The sequence below is a fragment of the Micromonospora sp. NPDC047557 genome (assembly GCF_043205095.1).
Classification (GTDB): Bacteria; Actinomycetota; Actinomycetes; order Mycobacteriales; family Micromonosporaceae; genus Micromonospora.
Map to the genome: position 1 here is coordinate 210317 of NZ_JBIDDK010000002.1, position 17811 is coordinate 228127.

Genomic DNA, 17811 nt, shown 5'->3' on the forward strand with positions numbered 1-17811 from the left:
CCGTCGGACCGGGCGCGGTCGCGTCAGCGGAGCCAGGGTGGTGCGGTCGCGTCAGCGGAGCCAGGGTGGCACTGTGGCGTCAGTCGAGCAGGGCGGCTACCGCGTCGGCGACCGGTGTGTCGGCGGGCAACGCCCGGGCCGTCACCACCGCGGTCAGCGGCAGCGGTCCGTACAGGTGCGGGAAGAGCTGCCCGCCCCGCGACGGTTCCCAGCGCAGGGCGTCGCCCAGCCGGTCGGCGTCCACGCCGAGCAGGGTGAGGCCGGTCGCGCCGGCGAAGTGCCGGCGGGCCGTCTCCACCACCTGGTCCGCGGCGGAGAGGTGGATGAAACCGTCCTGCCGGTCCACGGCCGAGCCGGCGACGGCGCCGGCGGCCTGGGCGTCGTCCCACTCGACGGTCGGCAACAGCTTGTAGATCACCTGGGCAGACTACGTCGCCGATGTCGCCTTGCGAGAACGTCGGCCGGTGCGCGTTTCGGCCGTACCGCCGCCGACGCCCGTCGCCGCCCGGCATGCTCAGGTGGAGCGGCCGGAAAGGGATGGACGATGGCGAGCTACGACGACGACTGGACCGACACCCAGCGCGGGTTGTACGACGAGTGCTACCGGGCCGGCGGTGAGTGGGCCGAGGACCCGGACACCCCGTCCGACGACGTACAGCATGTGATCAACCTGGCCGAGGCGGACGACGACGCCTTCGACGACGCCGAGATCGACTTCCCGCCCCTGGTCGACGCCGTGACCCAGGCCAGCGGGGTCAACGTCACCAGCGTGCCGGCCCGGCACGACGACCCCGGATTCCGGGGCTTCGCCGACGGCGTCCGCGACGCGGTCGCCGACGACGTCTTCGGTCTGTAGCCGACCCGACCGGGAGGCGGCCCTCCCGCTCGCGGCACGCTTCTGCCACCATTCGCAGGACGGCTGCGACGGATGGGGGCACGGTGCGGATCCTGCTGGTGGAGGACGACCGGCGGGTGGCCGCCGCGCTCTCCTCCGCACTGACCCGCCGCGGCTACCAGGTCGAGCACGCGGCCACCGTCGCCGCGGCGCTCTCCGCCGCCCCCTGCGACCTGGTGCTGCTCGATCTGACCCTGCCCGACGGGGACGGCACCGACGTGTGTCGGGAGCTGCGCCGACGCAGCAGCCAGCTCGGCATCATCGCGGTGACCGCGCGGGGTGAGGAACGCGACCGGGTGCTCGGTCTGCGCCTCGGCGCGGACGACTACGTGGTCAAACCGTTCTCGATGGTGGAGCTGCAGGCCCGGATCGAGGCGGTGCTGCGCCGGGCCGCGAACGCGGCGCCCGAGCGGCACCTGATCGAGGCGGGGGCGGTACGCATCGACGTGGCCGCCCGAACGGTGACGGTGGCGGGGCGCGCGGTCACGCTGACCCGCAAGGAGTTCGACGTACTGCTGTCACTGGCCCGCCAGCCGGGGGTGGCGGTGCCCCGCGACCGCATCCTGCTCGACGCCTGGGGCACCACCTGGGCCGACCGGCACACCGTCGAGGTGCACGTCGGGTCGTTGCGCGGCAAGCTGGGCGACGCGCGCCTGGTGGAGACCGTCCGCGGGGTCGGCTACCGGTTGCGCGATGCGTGAGGGGCCGCCGTGCGCCGTCGACTGGTGATCAGTTATCTGCTGCTGATGGTGCTCGTCCTCATCGCGTTGGAGAGCCCGCTCGCCGTCACCCTGGCCAGCCGGGAGACCGAGCGGGTGCGCGCCGACCGGCTCGCCGACGCCACCCGGTTCGCCTCGCTGGCCGGTCCGGCGTTGCGCGGCGGCGAGCCCGGCCCGATCGGGGCGGAGCTGCGCAGCTACGACGAGCTGTACGGGATCGGCGCGGCGGTCGTCGACCGGGACCGGGGCATCGTCGTCGACTCGGCGAGCTGGCAGTCCACGGGGACTGCCACGGTGCTGGACGTCGCGCTGTCCGGGCAGCAGGCCAGCGCGCCCGAGTCGGTCTGGCCGTGGTCGGCCGGGCCGGTGGTGGTGGCGGTGCCCATCAACGACGGCGGTGAGGTCCTCGGCGCGGTGGTGATCGTGACCCCGGCCGACGAGATCCGCCGGGCCGTGAGCACCTGGTGGCTGCTGCTCACCCTGGCCGGCCTGCTCGTCGTGCTGGCCTGCGTGCTCACCGCGTTCGGGCTGGCCGGTTGGGTGCTGCGCCCGGTGACCGAGCTGGACGCGGTCACCCACGAGATCGCCGAGGGCGACCGGGGCGCGCGCGTGCAGCACCGGCTCGGCCCGCCGGAGCTGCGCCGACTGGCGGCCAGTTTCAACCACATGGCCGACGTGGTCTCCGACGTGATGGACCGACAGCGTGCGTTCGTCGCACACGCCAGCCACCAACTGCGCAACCCGCTCACCGCGCTGCGGCTGCGGGTGGAGGAGCTGGGTCCCAGCCTCACCGACGCGGACGGGCGCGCCGAGCACCGGTTGGCGCTGGAGGAGACCGACCGGTTGGCGCTGGTGCTCGACGCGCTGCTTACCCTGGCCCGCGCCGAACGGGAGGAGAACGAGCGGGTCACCGTGGACGCCGCCGCCGTGGCCGCGTCCCGGGTGGCCGCGTGGGCGCCGTTGGCCCGGCACCGGTCGGTCGCGCTGCGGCTGGCCACCAGCGACGCCCCGGCGTACGCGCGGACCGTGCCGACCGCCGTCGACCAGGCGCTGGACGCGCTGATCGACAACGCGGTGAAGTTCAGCGGGGCCGGCGGGGCGGTGACGGTGACCGTGGCCCGCCGTGCCGACGGGGTGGCCCTGGATGTGCGCGACACCGGCCCGGGGATGACCGAGAGTCAGCTCGGCCAGGCCACCGAGCGGTTCTGGCGAGCGCCGGACGCACAGAACGTCGACGGCGCCGGGCTCGGCCTGACCATCGCCGCCGTGCTGGTCGACGCCTCCGACGGGCGGCTCACCATGCGGCCGGCCCAGCCGCGCGGGCTGGTCGCCGGCCTGTGGTTCCCGGCGCCCGAGCCCGAGCCGGCGGGGGAGCCGGCGGACGAGGACACGTCCGCCGACCTGCGGCCCGCCCCGGCCCGGTAGCGGCCCGACCAGGGCGGCGGGCCCTCGGCGCGGCCGGCGACAGTCAGGGTTTGGCGGCCCGGTACCAGGCGGCGGCACCGGGGTGCAGCGGCAGCGGCGCGGTGGCGATCGCCGAGCGGGGGCTCATCCGTCCCGCCGCCGGATGCGCCGCGCCCAGCTCGGCCCGCCGCTCCATCAGCAGCCGGGTCACCTCCCGCACCAGCGGCTCCGGCAGATTGGCCCGCACGATCAGGTAGTTCGGGTCGGCGACAGTCGTCACCGGGTTCATGCCGTACACCGAGCGGGGGATGTCCCGGGAGACGTAGACCTGGCCGTAGCGGGCGCGCAGCGGCTCCGTCCACTCACCGAGGTCCACGATCCGGGTGGCGCTGCGCTCGGCCAGCTCCTCGATGCCCCGCACCGGCAGACCGCCGGAGAAGAAGAACGCGTCGATACGCCCCGAGCGCAGGGCCGCCACCGAGTCGTCCAGGCCGAGCCGTTCCCGGCGTACCGCGTCGCCACCGAGCCGGGCCACCTCCAGCAGCCGGGTGGCGGTGATCTCGGTGCCGGAGCCGGGCGCGCCCACGGAGACCCGTCGGCCGCGCAGGTCGCCGATCGTGCGGACCGGCCCGCCGTCGGTCGTGACCAGGTGCAGCTGGTCGTCGTACACCCGGGCCACCGCGTCCACCGTCGGGCTCTGCGCCGGGCTGGCGGGCAGCACGTCGGCCTGGGTGAAGCCCAGCTCGGCCGCTCCGGAGCCGACCAGGCGGACGTTCTCCGCCGAGGCGGCGGTGATCACCACGCTGGCCCGTACCCCGGGCAGTTCCCGGTTGAGGATGGTCGCGAGGGACTGCCCGAACGCGTAGTAGACGGCGGTGGGGCTGCCGGTGGCGATCCGGATCGCCACCGGCTCGGCCCGCTCGTCCCGGCAGCCGGCGGCGGTCAGGGCCGCGACCAGCACCAGCGCCGCCGCCCCCGCGCGGCGCGAACCGGCCCGACCCGACGAGGTACGACTCACGCGGTGCACTGTGCGCGCTCCGGCGGACGCGCGCAAGCCCGCACCCGTCAATGCCCCCGACGGGTGCGGCGCGGGCTCCGCTCAGCAGGCCGGGTGGCGGGCCGGCTCGGGCACCGCGCCGCGGGCCGGCTCCATCGACGCGCTGCGCAGGATGCGCGCCCGGTCCGGCCCGTCGGCCACGCTGACCAGGAAACAGCCGGTGCCCGGGCGGAGCACGGCCGGCACGTCGAGCACTGCCGCACTGCGGATCAGCACGGCGGCCAACTCCCGGTCGGTGAGCCGCACACCGAGGATGTGCCGCCGCACGTGCCGCCCGCCGGCCAGCAGCGCTGAGCGCCACGCCGCCGCCGCGAGCCGGGACATCCACCGGCGGCGGGCCGGCGAGGCGCCCGGCACGGGACCGCCCAGCAGCTCCCGTCGCCCCTGCCACCAACCGGCATCCACCATCCGGGCGTACGCCTTGCGGTGCTCCGGCGGCACCCAGAGCCGGTGCAGTTCGTAGCGGCGGCGCAGGCCGCCGACGGCCACCTCCTGGGTGACCGGGATGTCGAGGCGGGCGAGCAGCTGCCGCATCCGCTGCGCGGCATCCTCCCGGTTGAACTCGACGCCCGGCGCGTGCGACGGCAGCGCGGCGCGCGACCGGGCGCCGGCCGGTGGGGCCGTGCAGCGCAGCAGGCAGGCGGCCTCGAACGCGTCGCCCAGGGTCAGCCAGTCCAGCGGGGGTGGCGTCGCCGGCGAACGGGGCCGGTCGAGCAGGGCGGGATCGCGGGCCAACGAAAGGCTCCTTTGTCGGAGTCTGGGTTTCCCTACCGTGGCCCCTGCGCGGCCGTTGCGGAACGCCTCCCGCCCAGCCTTGAGGAAAATTTGCGGCTCCCGCGCCGCTACAGGTCGGTGACCACCAGGTCCACCTGCCGGACCCGACCGGGGACGGCGGGTTCCTCCACCACTGTGTGCTTCAGCTCCCGCAGCGTGCCGATCAGCTCCGCGGCGGTGCGCGGTCGGGCCCCGGCGACCAGCAGGTCGCGTACCAGCCGCCCCTTGGTCGCCTTGTTGAAGTGGCTCACGACCGAGCGGACCGGCACACCGTCGACCTCCCGTTCGTGCAGCACCCGCACGGTCACCGTCCGCTCGGCCAGCGCGCCGCGCGGCGTCCAGGTGGCGGCGTACGCGCCGGAGCGCAGGTCCAGCACCGGGCCCCGACCGGCCGCGTCGGGCAGGACCGGCGCCAATTCCCCGCGCCAGTACGCCGACAGCGCCCCGACGCCCGGCAGGCGGGCGCCGATCGGGCAGCGGTACGGCGGGATCCGGTCGGCGAGCCGTACCGCCCCCCACAGGCCGGAGCTGATCAGGATCGACCGGCGGGCCGCCCGCAGCGCCGCCGACGGCAGCGTGGCCAGCTCCAGCGCCTCGTAGAGCACCCCGGTGTAGAGCCGCTCGGCCGGCGCGGTGGCCGCCGCGCGCAGCCGGGCGTTGCGGCGCAACTCGCCGCGCTGGCCGTCGCTGAGCCCGAGCGCCGTCCGCGCGGCCTCCTCGTCCGGCCCGGCGCAGAGCGCGACGAGCGCGTCGAGCACCCGCTCGCGGGCGGGGTTCAGCTCCGGCAGCGAGAGCTTGTCGGGGGTCCACCGCCGTCCGGTGCCGGCGTCGGCCTTCCCCTCCGAGGGCGGCAGCAGGATGAGCATCGGGTCTCCTCGGGCGGGTGCAGCGGCAGCCCGGCCAGCGTACGACCCGCCGCTACCGCCAGGGCCGCACCGGGGTGTCGGGGTGGTACACGCGATAGCCGCCCACCTCGCGTACCGGTGCGGCGTCGGGCCGGTCGGCGAGCAGCCGGCGCAGCCGCCGGTCCATCGGCGAGTCGATTTCCACCACGTAACCCGGCCGGGCGGCCCGCCCGACCTGCCGCCAGTACGGGCGGTAGCGGTTCTGCCCGGGGGACAGGTCCCCGTCGAGCACCCCGCAGACCACCGTCTCATCGGTGTTGAAGATCAGCCGGTTGCAGGTCCAGTAGTCCCCGTACACCTCGTGCGGCCCGTCGGCGCGCAGCGCGGCGGCCAGCTCCCGGGCCTGACGTTCCTCGGTCCGCGACGCGGCGACGCCGGTGGTCGCGAAGAGCACGGTGACCACCAGCGTCGTCGCGGCCAGCGCGGCCAGCACGGCCGTGGCGAGCGCTCCGGTCAGCCGGCCGAGCGCGCCCACCGTGCCCCGCCAGCAGGCCAGGGCCGCCACCCAGAGCGGCCACAGCACCGCCGGCAGCGACAGTTGCAGCACCGACAGGTAGCGGGCGTTGTCCAGGGGACTCGTCGCGGCGAGCGGGCTGCGGACGTACGACAGCAGGGTCAACGCCGCGCCGACGACCAGCGCGAGCTGCACCACCGGTCCGACCCGCGCGCCACGTGGCGTGCCGGCGACCCGCGTGCCGGGCCCCGCGGCCTGCGGCTCGCGCGGCGTGCCGGCGACCCGGCGGTACGCGAGGAGCGCGAGCGCCGCGGCGGCCACCAGCAGCACCGGGTACAACACGCCAAACCACTGCTGCCACCTGCCGCAACCGTCGATCGGGCAGAGCCCGTGCGCCAACGGCACCCCCTCCAGCAGGCCGCCGGAGATCCGGTCGGACCACGGCGGCAGCGGGCCGGCCTTCGTGCTGACCTCCCGGAACACCGTCAGCGAGTCCTCACCCGGCCCGGCGCGCAGGTTGTCGACGATCATCGGCGCGATCCCGACCGCGAAACCCGCCACCAGCAGCAGTCCCGACCAGCCGAGCAGTTCCCGCCGCACCGCCCAGAGCAGGGCCAACGCGGCCACCGCCAGGTACGGCAGGATCAGCCAGTCCGACCAGGCGGCCAGCCCGACCAGCAGCCCGAACAGCGCGACGGCGAGTCGACGGTGGCGCACCGTCCCGGCGGCCAGCCCCACCGTGATCAGCAGCATCAGCAGCACCGCCGGCTTCACCTCCGGCCGGCCGCCGACCACGGTCAGCTGGTCGCGCACCACCCGCTCCGGCCCCAGCGCCAGCAGGCCGACGACGAGGACGGCGAACCACGGCGTGTAGAGCCGGCGGGTGAGCCGGTACACGAGGTAGAGAAAGACCGCGTACAGGGCGAGCATCGGCAGCCGCAGCACCGGCCAGCTCGGCCCGGCCACGGCGAGCAGCGGCGCGGCCAGGTACGACTCCAGCATGCCCATGTAGTGCTGGCCGTAGAGGAAGACGGGACGTTCCCGGCCCTGCCCGATGTGCAGGGCGGCCAGCCCGAAGGTCGCCTCGTCGCTGTTCGACACCGGCACGGTGTACAGCGTGAGGACCAACCGGTACCCGACGCCGACCAGACCGAACAGCAGCGCGACGAGCGCCGGCCGGTCGAGTCGCGGACGCCACCGCCCGCGGTGCTGCTCTGGATGCGACACGACCACGCCCCCGTCGTCGTCCCGACCGGAGTGTTTCACGGACCACGAGCCGGTCGGGGTGGTTCGGCGCAGTCCGGACCGGCTCGCGTGGCCGTGACCGTCGACGTGTGGCAGGGTTGGCGCGTGCCACCCACACCCGCCGGCCAACTGGCCGTGCCGAACCTGCACCGGGCCGCGCGGATCGAGGACGCCGTGCACCAGCTCGTGGAGCGTCGGCTGCGGCGCACCGGCTGGCGGATGAACATCGTCGCCTACACCGGCTACGGCCGTCCGGGCTGGGTGCGGGTGATGTGCCGGGTGCTGCTGGGTCGTCCGGACACCCGCCAGCGGGGCCGGCTGGACAAGGTCCGAGGCTGGCGCAGCTTCGCCACCCTGCCCGCCAAGCACGTCACGGTGCAGATCGAGGCCGGCGGGGTGCGGTGTGAGGCCCAGGCCGACCGCAGCGGTTTCGTCGACACGCTCGTCGAGGCCGACCTGCCGCCCGGGTGGGGCACCGTCCGGCTCAGCGTGGCGGACGCCGAGCCGGTCGACGCGCCGGTGCGCATCATCGACCCGGACGTGAAGTTCGGCATCCTCTCCGACATCGACGACACGGTGATGGTGACGGCGCTGCCCCGGCCGCTGCTCGCCGCGTGGAACACCTTCGTCCTCGACGAGCACGCCCGCGCCGCCGTGCCCGGCATGGCGGTGCTCTACGAGCGGCTGGTCACGGCGCATCCCGGCGCCCCGGTCTTCTACCTGTCCACCGGCGCGTGGAACGTGGCGCCGACGCTGACCCGGTTCCTGTCCCGGCACCTCTACCCGGCCGGGCCGCTGCTGCTCACCGACTGGGGTCCGACCGCCGACCGCTGGTTCCGCAGCGGCATGGAGCACAAGCGCTCCACCCTGGCCCGGCTGGCCAAGGAGTTCCCCGACGTGCGCTGGCTGCTGGTCGGCGACGACGGCCAGCACGACCAGGAGATCTACCGGGAGTTCGCCGCCGCCCATCCGGAGAACGTCGCCGGAGTGGCGATCCGCAGGCTGTCCCCGACGCAGTCGGTGCTGGCCGGTAGCCTGCCCGCCCCGGCCGGCCGCCCCTCATCGGGGCCGGTGGGGCAGAAGTGGCTGTCCGCCCCGGACGGCGCCGGCCTGTGGCAGTTGCTCCGCGACGCCGGCCTGGTCTGAGGGCCGGCAGACCGCGATTCCGTGTAAATCTTGGACAGTTTCCGTCATCAGCTGACGGAAACTGTCCAAGATCTGCGGTGCGGCAGCCTCCGGTCAGCTCTGGCGGAGCCAGATGACGCCCAGCGGGGGGACCTGGAGGGCAGCGGACGCCACCATCCCGTGCCAGGGCACGTCCTCGGCGTGCACCTCGCCCAGGTTGCCCACCCCCGACCCGCCGTAGTGGTGCGCGTCGGTGTTGAGTACCTCGGTCCACGTCCCACCGGCCGGTAGCCCGATCCGGTAGTCATGCAGCGGAGACGCGGAGAAGTTTGCCACGCACACCAGCGTCGAGCCGTCCGGGGCGATCCGGACGAAGGACACGGTGTTGTTGGCGACGTCGTCTCCGGCGATCCAGCGGAACCCGGCCGGCTCGGTGTCCTGCGCCCACAGCGCCGGGGTGTCCCGGTAGACGCGGTTGAGGTCGCCGACGAGCCGCTGCACGCCGGCGCGGGCCGGGTCGTGCAGCAGGTACCAGTCGAGGCCGCGCTCCTCGCTCCACTCCCGGTCGTCGGCCAGCTCGGAACCCATGAACAGCAGCTGCTTGCCCGGGTGCGCCCACATGTACGCGAGCAGCGCCCGCACGTTGGCCAGCCGCTGCCAGGTGTCGCCGGGCATCTTGCCGGCCAGGGAGCCCTTACCGTGCACGACCTCGTCGTGGCTGATCGGCAGCACGTAGTTCTCGCTCCAGGCGTACGCCAGGGAGAACGTGAGCTGGTGGTGGTGGTGCTGGCGGTAGATCGGGTCCTTCGAGGTGTAGAGCAGGGTGTCGTGCATCCAGCCCATGTTCCATTTGAAGCCGAAGCCCAGCCCGCCCTCCGCGGTGGGTCGGGTCACGCCAGGCCAGGCGGTGGACTCCTCGGCGATCATCACGACCCCGGCGTGGTGCTTGTAGACCGTCGCGTTCACCTCCTGCATGAGCGCGATGGCCTCCAGGTTCTCCCGACCGCCGTACTGGTTGGGGGCCCACTGGCCCTCGTCGCGGGAGTAGTCGAGGTAGAGCATCGACGCGACCGCGTCGACCCGTAGCCCGTCGACGTGGAACTGGTCGCACCAGTAGAGCGCGTTGGCGACCAGGAAGTTGCGCACCTCGCGGCGGCCGAAGTCGAAGACGTACGTGCCCCAGTCGGGGTGCTCGCCGCGCCGCGGGTCGGGGTGCTCGTAGAGCGGGGTGCCGTCGAAGCGGGCCAGCGCCCACTCGTCCTTGGGGAAGTGCGCGGGCACCCAGTCCAGGATCACGCCGATGCCGGCGGCGTGCAGGGAGTCGACGAGGTGGCGGAACTCGTCCGGGTCACCGAAGCGGGACGTCGGCGCGTAGTAGCCGGTCACCTGGTAGCCCCAGGAACCGCCGAACGGGTGCTCCATCACCGGCAGGAACTCGACGTGCGTGAAGCCCAGCTCGGTGACATACGCGGTGAGCTGATCGGCCAGCTCGCGGTAGCCCAGGCCGGGCCGCCAGGAGCCGAGGTGCACCTCGTACACGCTCATCGGCTCCTGGTGCGGCTGGCGCTCGGCCCGCCGGGCCAGCCAGTCCGCGTCGTTCCACCGGTAGGTCGAGTGGTGCACCACCGACGCGGTGGCGGGTGGCACCTCGGCGTACGCCGCCAGGGGGTCGGCCTTGTCCCGCCACTTACCGTCGGCGCCGAGCACCCGGTACTTGTAGCGGGCCCCGACCCGGGCATTCGGGACGAACAGCTCCCAGACGCCGCTGGAGCCGAGCGACCGCATCGGCCAGCCGTCGTCCGGACCCCAGCCGGTGAAGTCGCCGACCACCCGCACTCCGCGGGCGCTGGGCGCCCAGACGCTGAACGCCACGCCCTCGTCGAAGACCCGGGCGCCGAGCGCGTCCCACAGCCGCTCGTGCCGACCCTCGCCGATCAGGTGCAGGTCCAGCTCGCCGAGCGTGGGCGGGTAGCGGTACGGGTCGTCGTGGACGGTGCCGTCGACCTCCACCCGGTAGTCGAGCACGTTGCCCTCGATGTGGGTCTCGAAGATGCCCACGTCGTGCACCCGCTTCATCGGGTGCCGTTCGTCGCCGACGAGCAGCAGCACGTCGTCCGCGCCCCGGCGCATCGTGCGGATCGTCGTCCATCCGTCGGCGGGGTGCGCGCCGAGCAGCGCGTGCGGGTCGTGCGTCACGCCGGTGATCAGCTGGTCCATCGGTCGTCCTTCGGGGCGGCGTCGGTCGGTGCGGAGGCAGACGGGCGGGGCTTCGCCGAGCGGGCTGCGGCCGAGCGGGCTGCGGCCGAGCGGGGAGGAGACGGGCGGGGAGCGCCCGGGCGGGGAGCGGACGAACGCGGGGCAGTCCCAGCGCCCGCCGACGAGCCGGCGCCGGCCGTCGGTGCCGGGGCCGTCGGCGCGGTCCCGCCGGAGAGGTCGTCCGGCACCTCGGCGACGGTGAGGTCCGCCGGCTCGGCGCCCGCTGGCTGCGGCGCGGCGGGCGGGGTCGGGCGGCGGACGGTCAGCACGTGCGCCGGTTGCAGGTACGGGTCGAGCCGCACCGCGTTGCGCTGACCCCAGTCGTAGCTGGTGCCGGTCAGCTCGTCGTACACGGTGAACCGCTCGTGCCAGTCGAACCCGAGCTCCGGCATGTCGAGCGTCGTGTTGCCCCACTGCACCACACGTGGGTCGAACGAGCAGATCACGATGACGGTGTTGCCGGTGTCCGGGTCGTGTTTCGACCAGCACAGCAGCGCCGGGTTGTCGATCTCGTGGAAGCGCAGGTTACGGAGCTGGTGCAGGGCCGGGTTGTCCCGGCGTACCCGGTTGAGAGTGGCCAGGAACGGCGCCAGCGAGCGGCCCTGCGCCTCGGCGCCGGCCCAGTCGCGGGGGCGCAGCTCGTACTTCTCGTTGTCCAGGTACTCCTCCGCACCCGGCCGGGCCACGTGCTCGAACAGCTCGTAGCCCGCGTACAGGCCCCAGGAGGGGGAGAGCAGCGCGGCCAGCACCGCCCGGATCTTGAACATCGGCGGGCCGCCGTGCTGCAACGAGGAGTGCAGGATGTCCGGCGTGTTCGGCCAGAAGTTCGGCCGCATGTGGTCGGCCGACGCGACCAGTTCCTCGCAGTACTCCCGCATCTCGGCGGCCGTCGTGCGCCAGGTGAAATAGGTGTACGACTGCGTGAAGCCGATCTTGCCGAGCCCGTGCATGATGGCCGGCCGGGTGAACGCCTCGGCCAGGAACAGAACGTCCGGGTCGACCGCCTTGACCTCGGCGATCAGCCAGTGCCAGAAGTCGAACGGCTTGGTGTGCGGGTTGTCCACCCGGAAGATCCGGATGCCCTCGCCCACCCAGTGCAGCACCACGCGCAGCACCTCGGCACGGATGCCGTCGGGGTCGTTGTCGAAGTTGACCGGGTAGATGTCCTGGTACTTCTTCGGCGGGTTCTCCGCGTACGCGATGCTGCCGTCGGCCCGGGTGGTGAACCACTCCGGGTGCTCGGTGACCCACGGGTGGTCCGGCGCGCACTGCAACGCCAGGTCCATCGCCACCTCCAGGCCCTGCGCCGCGGCCGCCTGGATGAAGGCGCGGAAGTCCGCCGGCGTACCCAGGTCGGGGTGGATCGTGTCGTGGCCGCCCTCGGCGGCGCCGATCGCCCACGGCGAGCCCACGTCGGTCGGCCCGGCGGTGAGCGCGTTGTTGCGGCCCTTGCGGTTGATCCGGCCGATCGGGTGGATCGGCGGCAGGTAGAGCACGTCGAAGCCCATCGCCGCGACACCCGGCAGCCGCTCGGTGGCGGTGGCGAAGGTGCCGGAGCGCCCACCCGCCGCTCCTTCGGAGCGCGGGAAAAACTCGTACCAGGCCGAGAAGAGCGCCCGCTTGCGGTCAACCCAGAGGGTGTACGCCTCACCGGCGGTCACCAGCTCCCGCACCGGGTGCTCCCAGAGCAGGTCGGCCAGTGCCAGCGCCGGGTCGACCCGCTGCGGCAACGGCAGGTCGGTGTCGACCAGCGCGGTGAGCGCGTCGGCGACCCGAGGCCGGTCGGCGGCCGGCACCAGCTCCCGGGCGGCGGCGAGCACCCGTGCGCCCTCGGCCAGGTCGTTGGCCAGGTCCTCCGGCCCCTGCCCGGCGGCGATCTTCTTGGTCACCGCGTTCTGCCAGGTCAGGTACGGGTCCTGGAACGCCTCGACGGCGAAGGTCCAGGAGCCGACGGCGTCCGGGCGGATGGTGGCGTGCCAGCGGTCCTGGCCCGGTTCGCCGGGGCGCATCCGGGTGAACGGCCGCCGCACGCCGTCCGGGCCGGCCCACACCACGTTGCAGCCCAGCGCGTCGTGCCCCTCCCGGTAGGCGCGCGCCGACACCGGAACCGGCTCGTCGACGACCGCCTTGGCCGGGTATCGCCCGCACGAGACGACGGGGGAGACGTCTTCGATCGGGAACCGTCCTGTCACCCCGCCAACCTACTGTGCGAGATCCGCTCGCGCGCGGCCAAGCCCGCCAGGTGCCCTTCTCGGCGAGGACGTCGGATGCCAACGGGTAACAGGACGTGTCGCAGGACCTACCCCGCGCTCCAGCCGGTGTTCGTCGCCCGCCAGGACGGCCAACCCTGTGGCCAGGTGTCGGGCCAGTTGCCGACTCGGCCGGCCGGCATGATCCCGGAGGGGCTGAGCACGGCTCGGGCGACCCGTTCGGCGACCTCGCCGACCTCCACCGCCGTCAGCGGCACCCACCGGTGGAGCCGCTCGCCGAGCGCTCCGTCGAGGAGAGCCTGCGCCTGTTCCGGCGGCATGCCGGTGGCCGTGAGGAACCATCGCAGGGTGATCTCGCACCACCCCGGCCAGTCGTCGTCGTACTCGACGACGGGGGCGGCGGCGACCGTCATCAGCTCCGCGACGGCGACCTCCCAGGCGGCGACGACGTCGCCCGCGCCGACGGCCCGCGCCGGATCGAGCGACGGCAGGATGCGGGCGAAACGCTCAGCCAGGTTCTCCAACCAGCGCCGCCAGGCCAGCAGCGAGTCGACGACGAAGGTCGGCGCCTGCGCCGGCGTCGGAATGCGGTCGGTCACGAAGCCCGACTCCCCTGGCCCCCAGTACCAGCGGTGGGCCCACTGACCGTACCGGTCGGCCAGGATCACGCTGACCGACTCGACCCAGGCGAAAGCTTCTGAAAACCCGACCCACCCACCGTCGCGGAAGGCCGGCGGGGGAGGCGGCGGAGGGACCAACGCCCGGACCGCCACCGACATCTCGACCGGGTCGAACGAGTGCCGCGCCGGGTCGACGTCCGCCCACGTCGCGAGAAGTGGTCCATGGTCCGCCATGGCTCAGCATGATGGCAGCCGGCCGTCCCGGCGTCGAACCAATACCCACGAGTGACGGCCAACGACGTCAGGCGGCCACGGTGATCGTTGGCACCTCAGCAGCGTCGCACTCGGCGTGTCGAATTGCTCAGCTGACAACGATCAAGGAACGGGGGTGAGGGCTCAGGTGGCTGCCGCCGCCGCGATCCTTCCGGGAGCTCCGTCGGGACCGCCTGCGCGGCGACCGTCCTGGCTGACGCTCGATCGGCTGTCTATCTCCGCCGGTGGTAGTGGTTGCGGCGGGGGAGTTGGTCGGGGTCGAGCCACGCGGGTGGGATGAATTCTGGATGCCCATCGCCGCCGAGCCGGACGGCCCAGTCGCCTCGATGCACGTGTCGGTGGTGGTGGCCGCAGAGGAGCACCGCGTTGTCGAGGCTGGTGTCGCCGCCGTCGGCCCAGTGCCTGATGTGGTGGGCGTCGCACCAGCGGGGTGGGCGGTCGCAGCCGGGAAACGCGCAGCCCCGGTCCCGGAGCACCAGGGCGCGTCGTAGCGGCCCGGTGATGAGTCGGCGTTGCCGGCCGACATCAAGGGGTTGTCCGGCGCCGCCGAGGACGGCCGGCAGGACGGCGGCGTCGCAGGCGAGCCGACGAACGGCCTCTGGGGTGAGCTGAAGGCCGGTGTCGAGGGCGCCGGCGCCCAACTGCCGCGTCAACCCGTCGTAGCCGGTGGTGATGACGACCTGGGTGGGGTCACCGCCGTGCTCGGGCAGCTCGCCGGTGCGCAGGGCGAGTCGGCAGACGTCGGCCAGGGCGTCGTGGCGGCGTTGGCCCGGGGTGCGGGTGTCGTCGGGGCCGGTGGGTGCGGTGAGGGGGTCGATGGCGGCGCGCAGCATGGCGGCGGCTTCGGTGTCGAGGACCCCGGAGAACCGTAGCCGCCCGTCGGGCTGTTCGCTCACGGTGACGTGCCGGTCGCGGGCGGCTCGTGACTCCTGCGCCCGCAGCGCCGCCTCGGCGGCGGCGTCGGCGACCTCCGGCGCGACGTGGTCGAGGATGCGGGTGCCGAGCTTGCGCAACAGGGCGGCGTCGAACTGCTTCGCCCACTCGACGAGGACACCGACGGCCTTGTCGGCAGCCTCCGCGCCAGCGACGGCGTGCACGGTCTCGACCGTGCCGGAGATGACCCGCACCTGCTCCACGTCGACCGCGCCGCCGACCAACGCGTCGCGCACACCGGGCGGGACGGTGTCGAGGGTGGCGGCCAACTCGACCAGCCGCCGGGCGGCACCGACCCCGAGCCGCAACCGATCCCGCAGCCACACCGCCGTCGACGACGCGCCCTGCGCCGTCGCGGTGCCTCGACCGTCCAGCTCGCGCACGAGGGTCAGCTTGACCGCGGCCAGGCGTTGCTCAAGGTGGTGCGTCGCGTCCAGCGCCGCGACGAGGTCGCGCTCGCGGGCAGCCCAGACGGGCGTGTCGAAGCAGGCCGCCACCGCGGCATCCGCCTGCTCCAACGCATCGATCATGATGAGAGACTAGAACAGATGTACGACACTTTCCGGCGCTGGTCGCTCCGCCGCGTTCCGCGCAATCGGCCGATCGACCGTCGGCCGACCTGCCGCTGCGGGTCCGGCCGGAGCGGATCGCCGCACCGCCGAACGCGCCGAGGTGCCGTAGCCTCCGGCCATGATCGAACGGGTGAAGGTCGCGGTTGTCGGCGTCGGCAACAACACGTCGGCATTGGTGCAGGGGCTTTCTCTCTACCGCCAGAGCGGCAGCCTGGTCGGCATTCGCCGGCCGCTGGTCGACGGCCTCGGGGTGGGGGACATCGACGTCGTCGCCGCCTTCGCCACCTCCGCGGAGAAGATCGGTCGGGACCTGACCGAGGCGATCTTCCTGCCGCCCAACAACTTCCCTCGGCTGGACTGCGACCTACCCCGAGCAGGTGTGCCCGTCACGAAGGGCCTTGTCGACGCTACCGGAGTGCCGCGGGTAGCGGCGGCGTTGGCCGGGGCGGAGGTGCTGCTCTACTCGGCGCCGAGTGGCCGGCCGGAGACCGCCCGGGCGTACGCCGAGGCGGCTCACACCGCGGGTGTCGCCTTCATCAACACCACGTCCGACGCGGTCGCCCGCGATCCGCACCTGGTGGACAGGTTCGAGGCCGCCGGTCTGCCGCTGCTCGGCGATGACCTGGCCAGCCAGTTCGGCACCTCGGTGCTGCACAACGCGCTGCTGCGGCTGCTTCAGGAGCGGGGCCTCACGCTGGTCAGCTCCTACCAGGTCAATCTGGGCGGCACCGAAGACTTCCGAAACCTGGTCGACAACCCCAACACCAAAAAGCAGTCCAAGCTCAACGCCCTGTCGGCGGCTGACAGCGTGGAGGTCGCCCCGCTCGGCTACCTGCCGCATCTCGCGTCGCAGAAGGTGGCTCACCTCAACATCGAGGCGCAGGGTTGGGGTGAGACAGCGGTGAGCCTCGACGTGAAGCTGACGGTGCACGATCCGAGTGGCGCTGCGGGGGTCAACATCGACCTGATCCGCATCGCCGCCAGCGCGCTCCGGAACGGGCGTGGTGGTTACTGCGCCGAGGCGACGTCGTTGCTCAAGTCGCCGCCGGGAACGGCGATCTGAGGCCGAAGGCGCGCAGCTGGTTCTCACCAGCTGCCACGACTCCGTCTCCCTCAGGCCGCGCCAACGGACCGGTAGACCTCCAGGGTCTGCCGGGCGATGGCGTCCCAGGAGAAGTGCTCGACGGCGCGCCGCCGGCCGGCCAGGCCGAACCGCTCGGTACGCGCCGAATCGGCGAGCAGCGTGTTGATCGCCGCCGCCAGGTCGGCGACGAACGTCTCCGGCTTCAGCGGCGTCCCCGACCCGTCGGTGGCCTGCTCGATCGGCACCAGCAAGCCCGTCTCGTCGTCGGCCACCACCTCGGGGATGCCGCCGGTGGCGGTCGCCACCACGGCCGTCTCGCAGGCCATCGCCTCCAGGTTGACGATGCCCATCGGCTCGTACACCGAGGGGCAGACGAAGACTGTCGCGTGGGTGAGCACCTGGATCACCTCGGGCTTGGGCAGCATCTCGGCCACCCAGACCACGCCGGAGCGATTGGCCCGCAGCTCGGCGACCAGCTCCTGGACCTCGGCGGCGATCTCGGCTGTGTCAGGCGCGCCGGCGAGCAGCACGAGCTGGGTGTCCGCCGGCAGCTCCCGGGCCGCCCGCAACAGGTACGGCAGGCCCTTCTGCCGGGTGATCCTGCCCACGTACACCACGCTGGGCAGCGCGGGGTCGATGCCGAGCCGCTCCAGCACGTCGGTGCCGGAGTCCGGCGCGTACTGCACGGTGTCGATGCCGTTGTAGACCACCTGGACCCGGTCCGGGTCGATCTGCGGGTAGGCGGCGAGCACGTCGTTGCGCATTCCCGCACTGACCGCGATCACCGCGTCGGCGGCCTCCATCGCGGTGCGCTCGATCCACGAGGAGAGCGCGTAGCCGCCGCCGAGCTGCTCGGCCTTCCACGGCCGCAGCGGCTCCAGGCTGTGCGCGGTCACCACGTGCGGCACCCCGTGCAGCAGCTTCGCGGTGTGCCCGGCCAGGTTCGCGTACCACGTGTGGCTGTGCACCACGTCGGTGCCGGCGGTGCCGGCGGCCATCTCCAGGTCCACACCCATCGTCCGCAACGCGGCGTTCGCGCCCGTCAGGCCGGGCGGATCGGCGTACGCCGTGACGCCCGGCTCGGTGCGCGGCAGGCCGAAGCAGTGCACCCGCACGTCGGTGAGGTGGCGCAACTCCCGGGCCAGGTACTCGACGTGCACGCCCGCGCCGCCGTAGACCTCCGGTGGGTACTCGCGGGTGAGCAGATCGACGCGCAGCGGGGTGGGTTCCGTCATGACCCCGCACCCTAGTGCAGAAGAGTCCCCGTACGAGTGGTGAAGTCCGA

General features: G+C 73.4%; 15 protein-coding genes. 5 read left to right on the forward strand and 10 right to left on the reverse strand.

Annotation, left to right across the window (positions count from 1 at the left end):
- Positions 1 to 79 precede the first annotated feature (79 nt).
- Positions 80 to 418, reverse strand: a complete 339-nt coding sequence (locus ACGGAQ_RS08745) for a DUF952 domain-containing protein (RefSeq protein ID WP_354862097.1) — start codon at positions 416 to 418, stop codon at positions 80 to 82.
- Between the two features lie 126 nt (positions 419 to 544).
- On the opposite strand from ACGGAQ_RS08745, the gene ACGGAQ_RS08750 reads away from it, so the two are divergent.
- The 3 genes from ACGGAQ_RS08750 (at position 545) to ACGGAQ_RS08760 (ending at position 3039) form a co-directional block, all read left to right on the forward strand.
- Positions 545 to 856 (forward strand): hypothetical protein, encoded by a 312-nt coding sequence (locus ACGGAQ_RS08750; RefSeq protein WP_354862099.1) that lies wholly within the window; start codon positions 545 to 547, stop codon positions 854 to 856.
- An 83-nt stretch (positions 857 to 939) separates the two neighbouring features.
- Positions 940 to 1596 (forward strand): response regulator transcription factor, encoded by a 657-nt coding sequence (locus ACGGAQ_RS08755; RefSeq protein ID WP_039907784.1) that lies wholly within the window; start codon positions 940 to 942, stop codon positions 1594 to 1596.
- A 9-nt stretch (positions 1597 to 1605) separates the two neighbouring features.
- A complete protein-coding gene (locus ACGGAQ_RS08760) occupies positions 1606 to 3039 on the forward strand; it encodes an ATP-binding protein (protein WP_393046052.1) in 1434 nt (477 codons plus the stop codon).
- Positions 3040 to 3082: 43 nt separating this feature from the next.
- On the opposite strand, the gene ACGGAQ_RS08765 is transcribed toward ACGGAQ_RS08760, so the two are convergent.
- The 4 genes from ACGGAQ_RS08765 to ACGGAQ_RS08780 form a co-directional block, all read right to left on the reverse strand.
- The gene (locus tag ACGGAQ_RS08765) at positions 3083 to 4045 is read right to left on the reverse strand and encodes a TAXI family TRAP transporter solute-binding subunit (RefSeq protein ID WP_393046054.1); all 963 of its coding nucleotides are present in this window, start codon (positions 4043 to 4045) and stop codon (positions 3083 to 3085) included.
- A gap of 72 nt (positions 4046 to 4117) precedes the next feature.
- A complete protein-coding gene (locus tag ACGGAQ_RS08770; protein ID WP_393046056.1) occupies positions 4118 to 4810 on the reverse strand; it encodes a hypothetical protein in 693 nt (230 codons plus the stop codon).
- A 107-nt stretch (positions 4811 to 4917) separates the two neighbouring features.
- Positions 4918 to 5715, reverse strand: a complete 798-nt coding sequence (gene yaaA, locus ACGGAQ_RS08775; RefSeq protein ID WP_393046058.1) for a peroxide stress protein YaaA — start codon at positions 5713 to 5715, stop codon at positions 4918 to 4920.
- Positions 5716 to 5767: 52 nt separating this feature from the next.
- On the reverse strand, positions 5768 to 7435 hold the full coding sequence (locus ACGGAQ_RS08780) for an ArnT family glycosyltransferase (protein WP_393046060.1): 1668 nt from the start codon (positions 7433 to 7435) through the stop codon (positions 5768 to 5770).
- 123 nt (positions 7436 to 7558) lie between these two features.
- On the opposite strand from ACGGAQ_RS08780, the gene ACGGAQ_RS08785 reads away from it, so the two are divergent.
- On the forward strand, positions 7559 to 8599 hold the full coding sequence (locus ACGGAQ_RS08785; protein WP_393046062.1) for an App1 family protein: 1041 nt from the start codon (positions 7559 to 7561) through the stop codon (positions 8597 to 8599).
- A gap of 93 nt (positions 8600 to 8692) precedes the next feature.
- Here ACGGAQ_RS08785 and glgB read toward each other — a convergent pair whose 3' ends face one another.
- The 4 genes from glgB to ACGGAQ_RS08805 form a co-directional block, all read right to left on the reverse strand.
- Positions 8693 to 10795 carry a 1,4-alpha-glucan branching protein GlgB gene (gene glgB, locus ACGGAQ_RS08790; protein WP_393046064.1) on the reverse strand — a complete coding sequence of 701 codons (2103 nt, stop codon included), beginning with the start codon at positions 10793 to 10795 and terminating at the stop codon, positions 8693 to 8695.
- A complete protein-coding gene (locus tag ACGGAQ_RS08795; RefSeq protein WP_393046066.1) occupies positions 10783 to 13026 on the reverse strand; it encodes a maltotransferase domain-containing protein in 2244 nt (747 codons plus the stop codon). Before ACGGAQ_RS08795 ends, glgB begins: the two co-directional genes overlap by 13 nt.
- 107 nt (positions 13027 to 13133) lie before the next feature.
- Positions 13134 to 13898 (reverse strand): hypothetical protein, encoded by a 765-nt coding sequence (locus ACGGAQ_RS08800; protein ID WP_393046068.1) that lies wholly within the window; start codon positions 13896 to 13898, stop codon positions 13134 to 13136.
- A gap of 251 nt (positions 13899 to 14149) precedes the next feature.
- Positions 14150 to 15400 carry a DUF222 domain-containing protein gene (locus ACGGAQ_RS08805; RefSeq protein ID WP_393046070.1) on the reverse strand — a complete coding sequence of 417 codons (1251 nt, stop codon included), beginning with the start codon at positions 15398 to 15400 and terminating at the stop codon, positions 14150 to 14152.
- A gap of 160 nt (positions 15401 to 15560) precedes the next feature.
- Between ACGGAQ_RS08805 and ACGGAQ_RS08810 the strand changes: the two genes are divergently transcribed.
- On the forward strand, positions 15561 to 16505 hold the full coding sequence (locus ACGGAQ_RS08810; protein ID WP_393046072.1) for an inositol-3-phosphate synthase: 945 nt from the start codon (positions 15561 to 15563) through the stop codon (positions 16503 to 16505).
- A gap of 50 nt (positions 16506 to 16555) precedes the next feature.
- On the opposite strand, the gene glgA is transcribed toward ACGGAQ_RS08810, so the two are convergent.
- Positions 16556 to 17761, reverse strand: a complete 1206-nt coding sequence (gene glgA / locus ACGGAQ_RS08815) for a glycogen synthase (RefSeq protein WP_393046074.1) — start codon at positions 17759 to 17761, stop codon at positions 16556 to 16558.
- Positions 17762 to 17811 lie beyond the last annotated feature (50 nt).

What these genes read in the sequence shown, in the direction of transcription:
- ACGGAQ_RS08750 (WP_354862099.1), top strand. Translation starts at nt 545, where the DNA reads ATGGCGAGCTACGACGACGACTGGACCGACACCCAGCGCGGGTTGTAC.
- ACGGAQ_RS08805 (WP_393046070.1), bottom strand. Translation starts at nt 15,400, where the DNA reads ATGATCGATGCGTTGGAGCAGGCGGATGCCGCGGTGGCGGCCTGCTTC.
- glgB (WP_393046064.1), bottom strand. Translation starts at nt 10,795, where the DNA reads ATGGACCAGCTGATCACCGGCGTGACGCACGACCCGCACGCGCTGCTC.
- yaaA (WP_393046058.1), bottom strand. Translation starts at nt 5,715, where the DNA reads ATGCTCATCCTGCTGCCGCCCTCGGAGGGGAAGGCCGACGCCGGCACC.
- glgA (WP_393046074.1), bottom strand. Translation starts at nt 17,761, where the DNA reads ATGACGGAACCCACCCCGCTGCGCGTCGATCTGCTCACCCGCGAGTAC.
- ACGGAQ_RS08810 (WP_393046072.1), top strand. Translation starts at nt 15,561, where the DNA reads ATGATCGAACGGGTGAAGGTCGCGGTTGTCGGCGTCGGCAACAACACG.
- ACGGAQ_RS08800 (WP_393046068.1), bottom strand. Translation starts at nt 13,898, where the DNA reads ATGGCGGACCATGGACCACTTCTCGCGACGTGGGCGGACGTCGACCCG.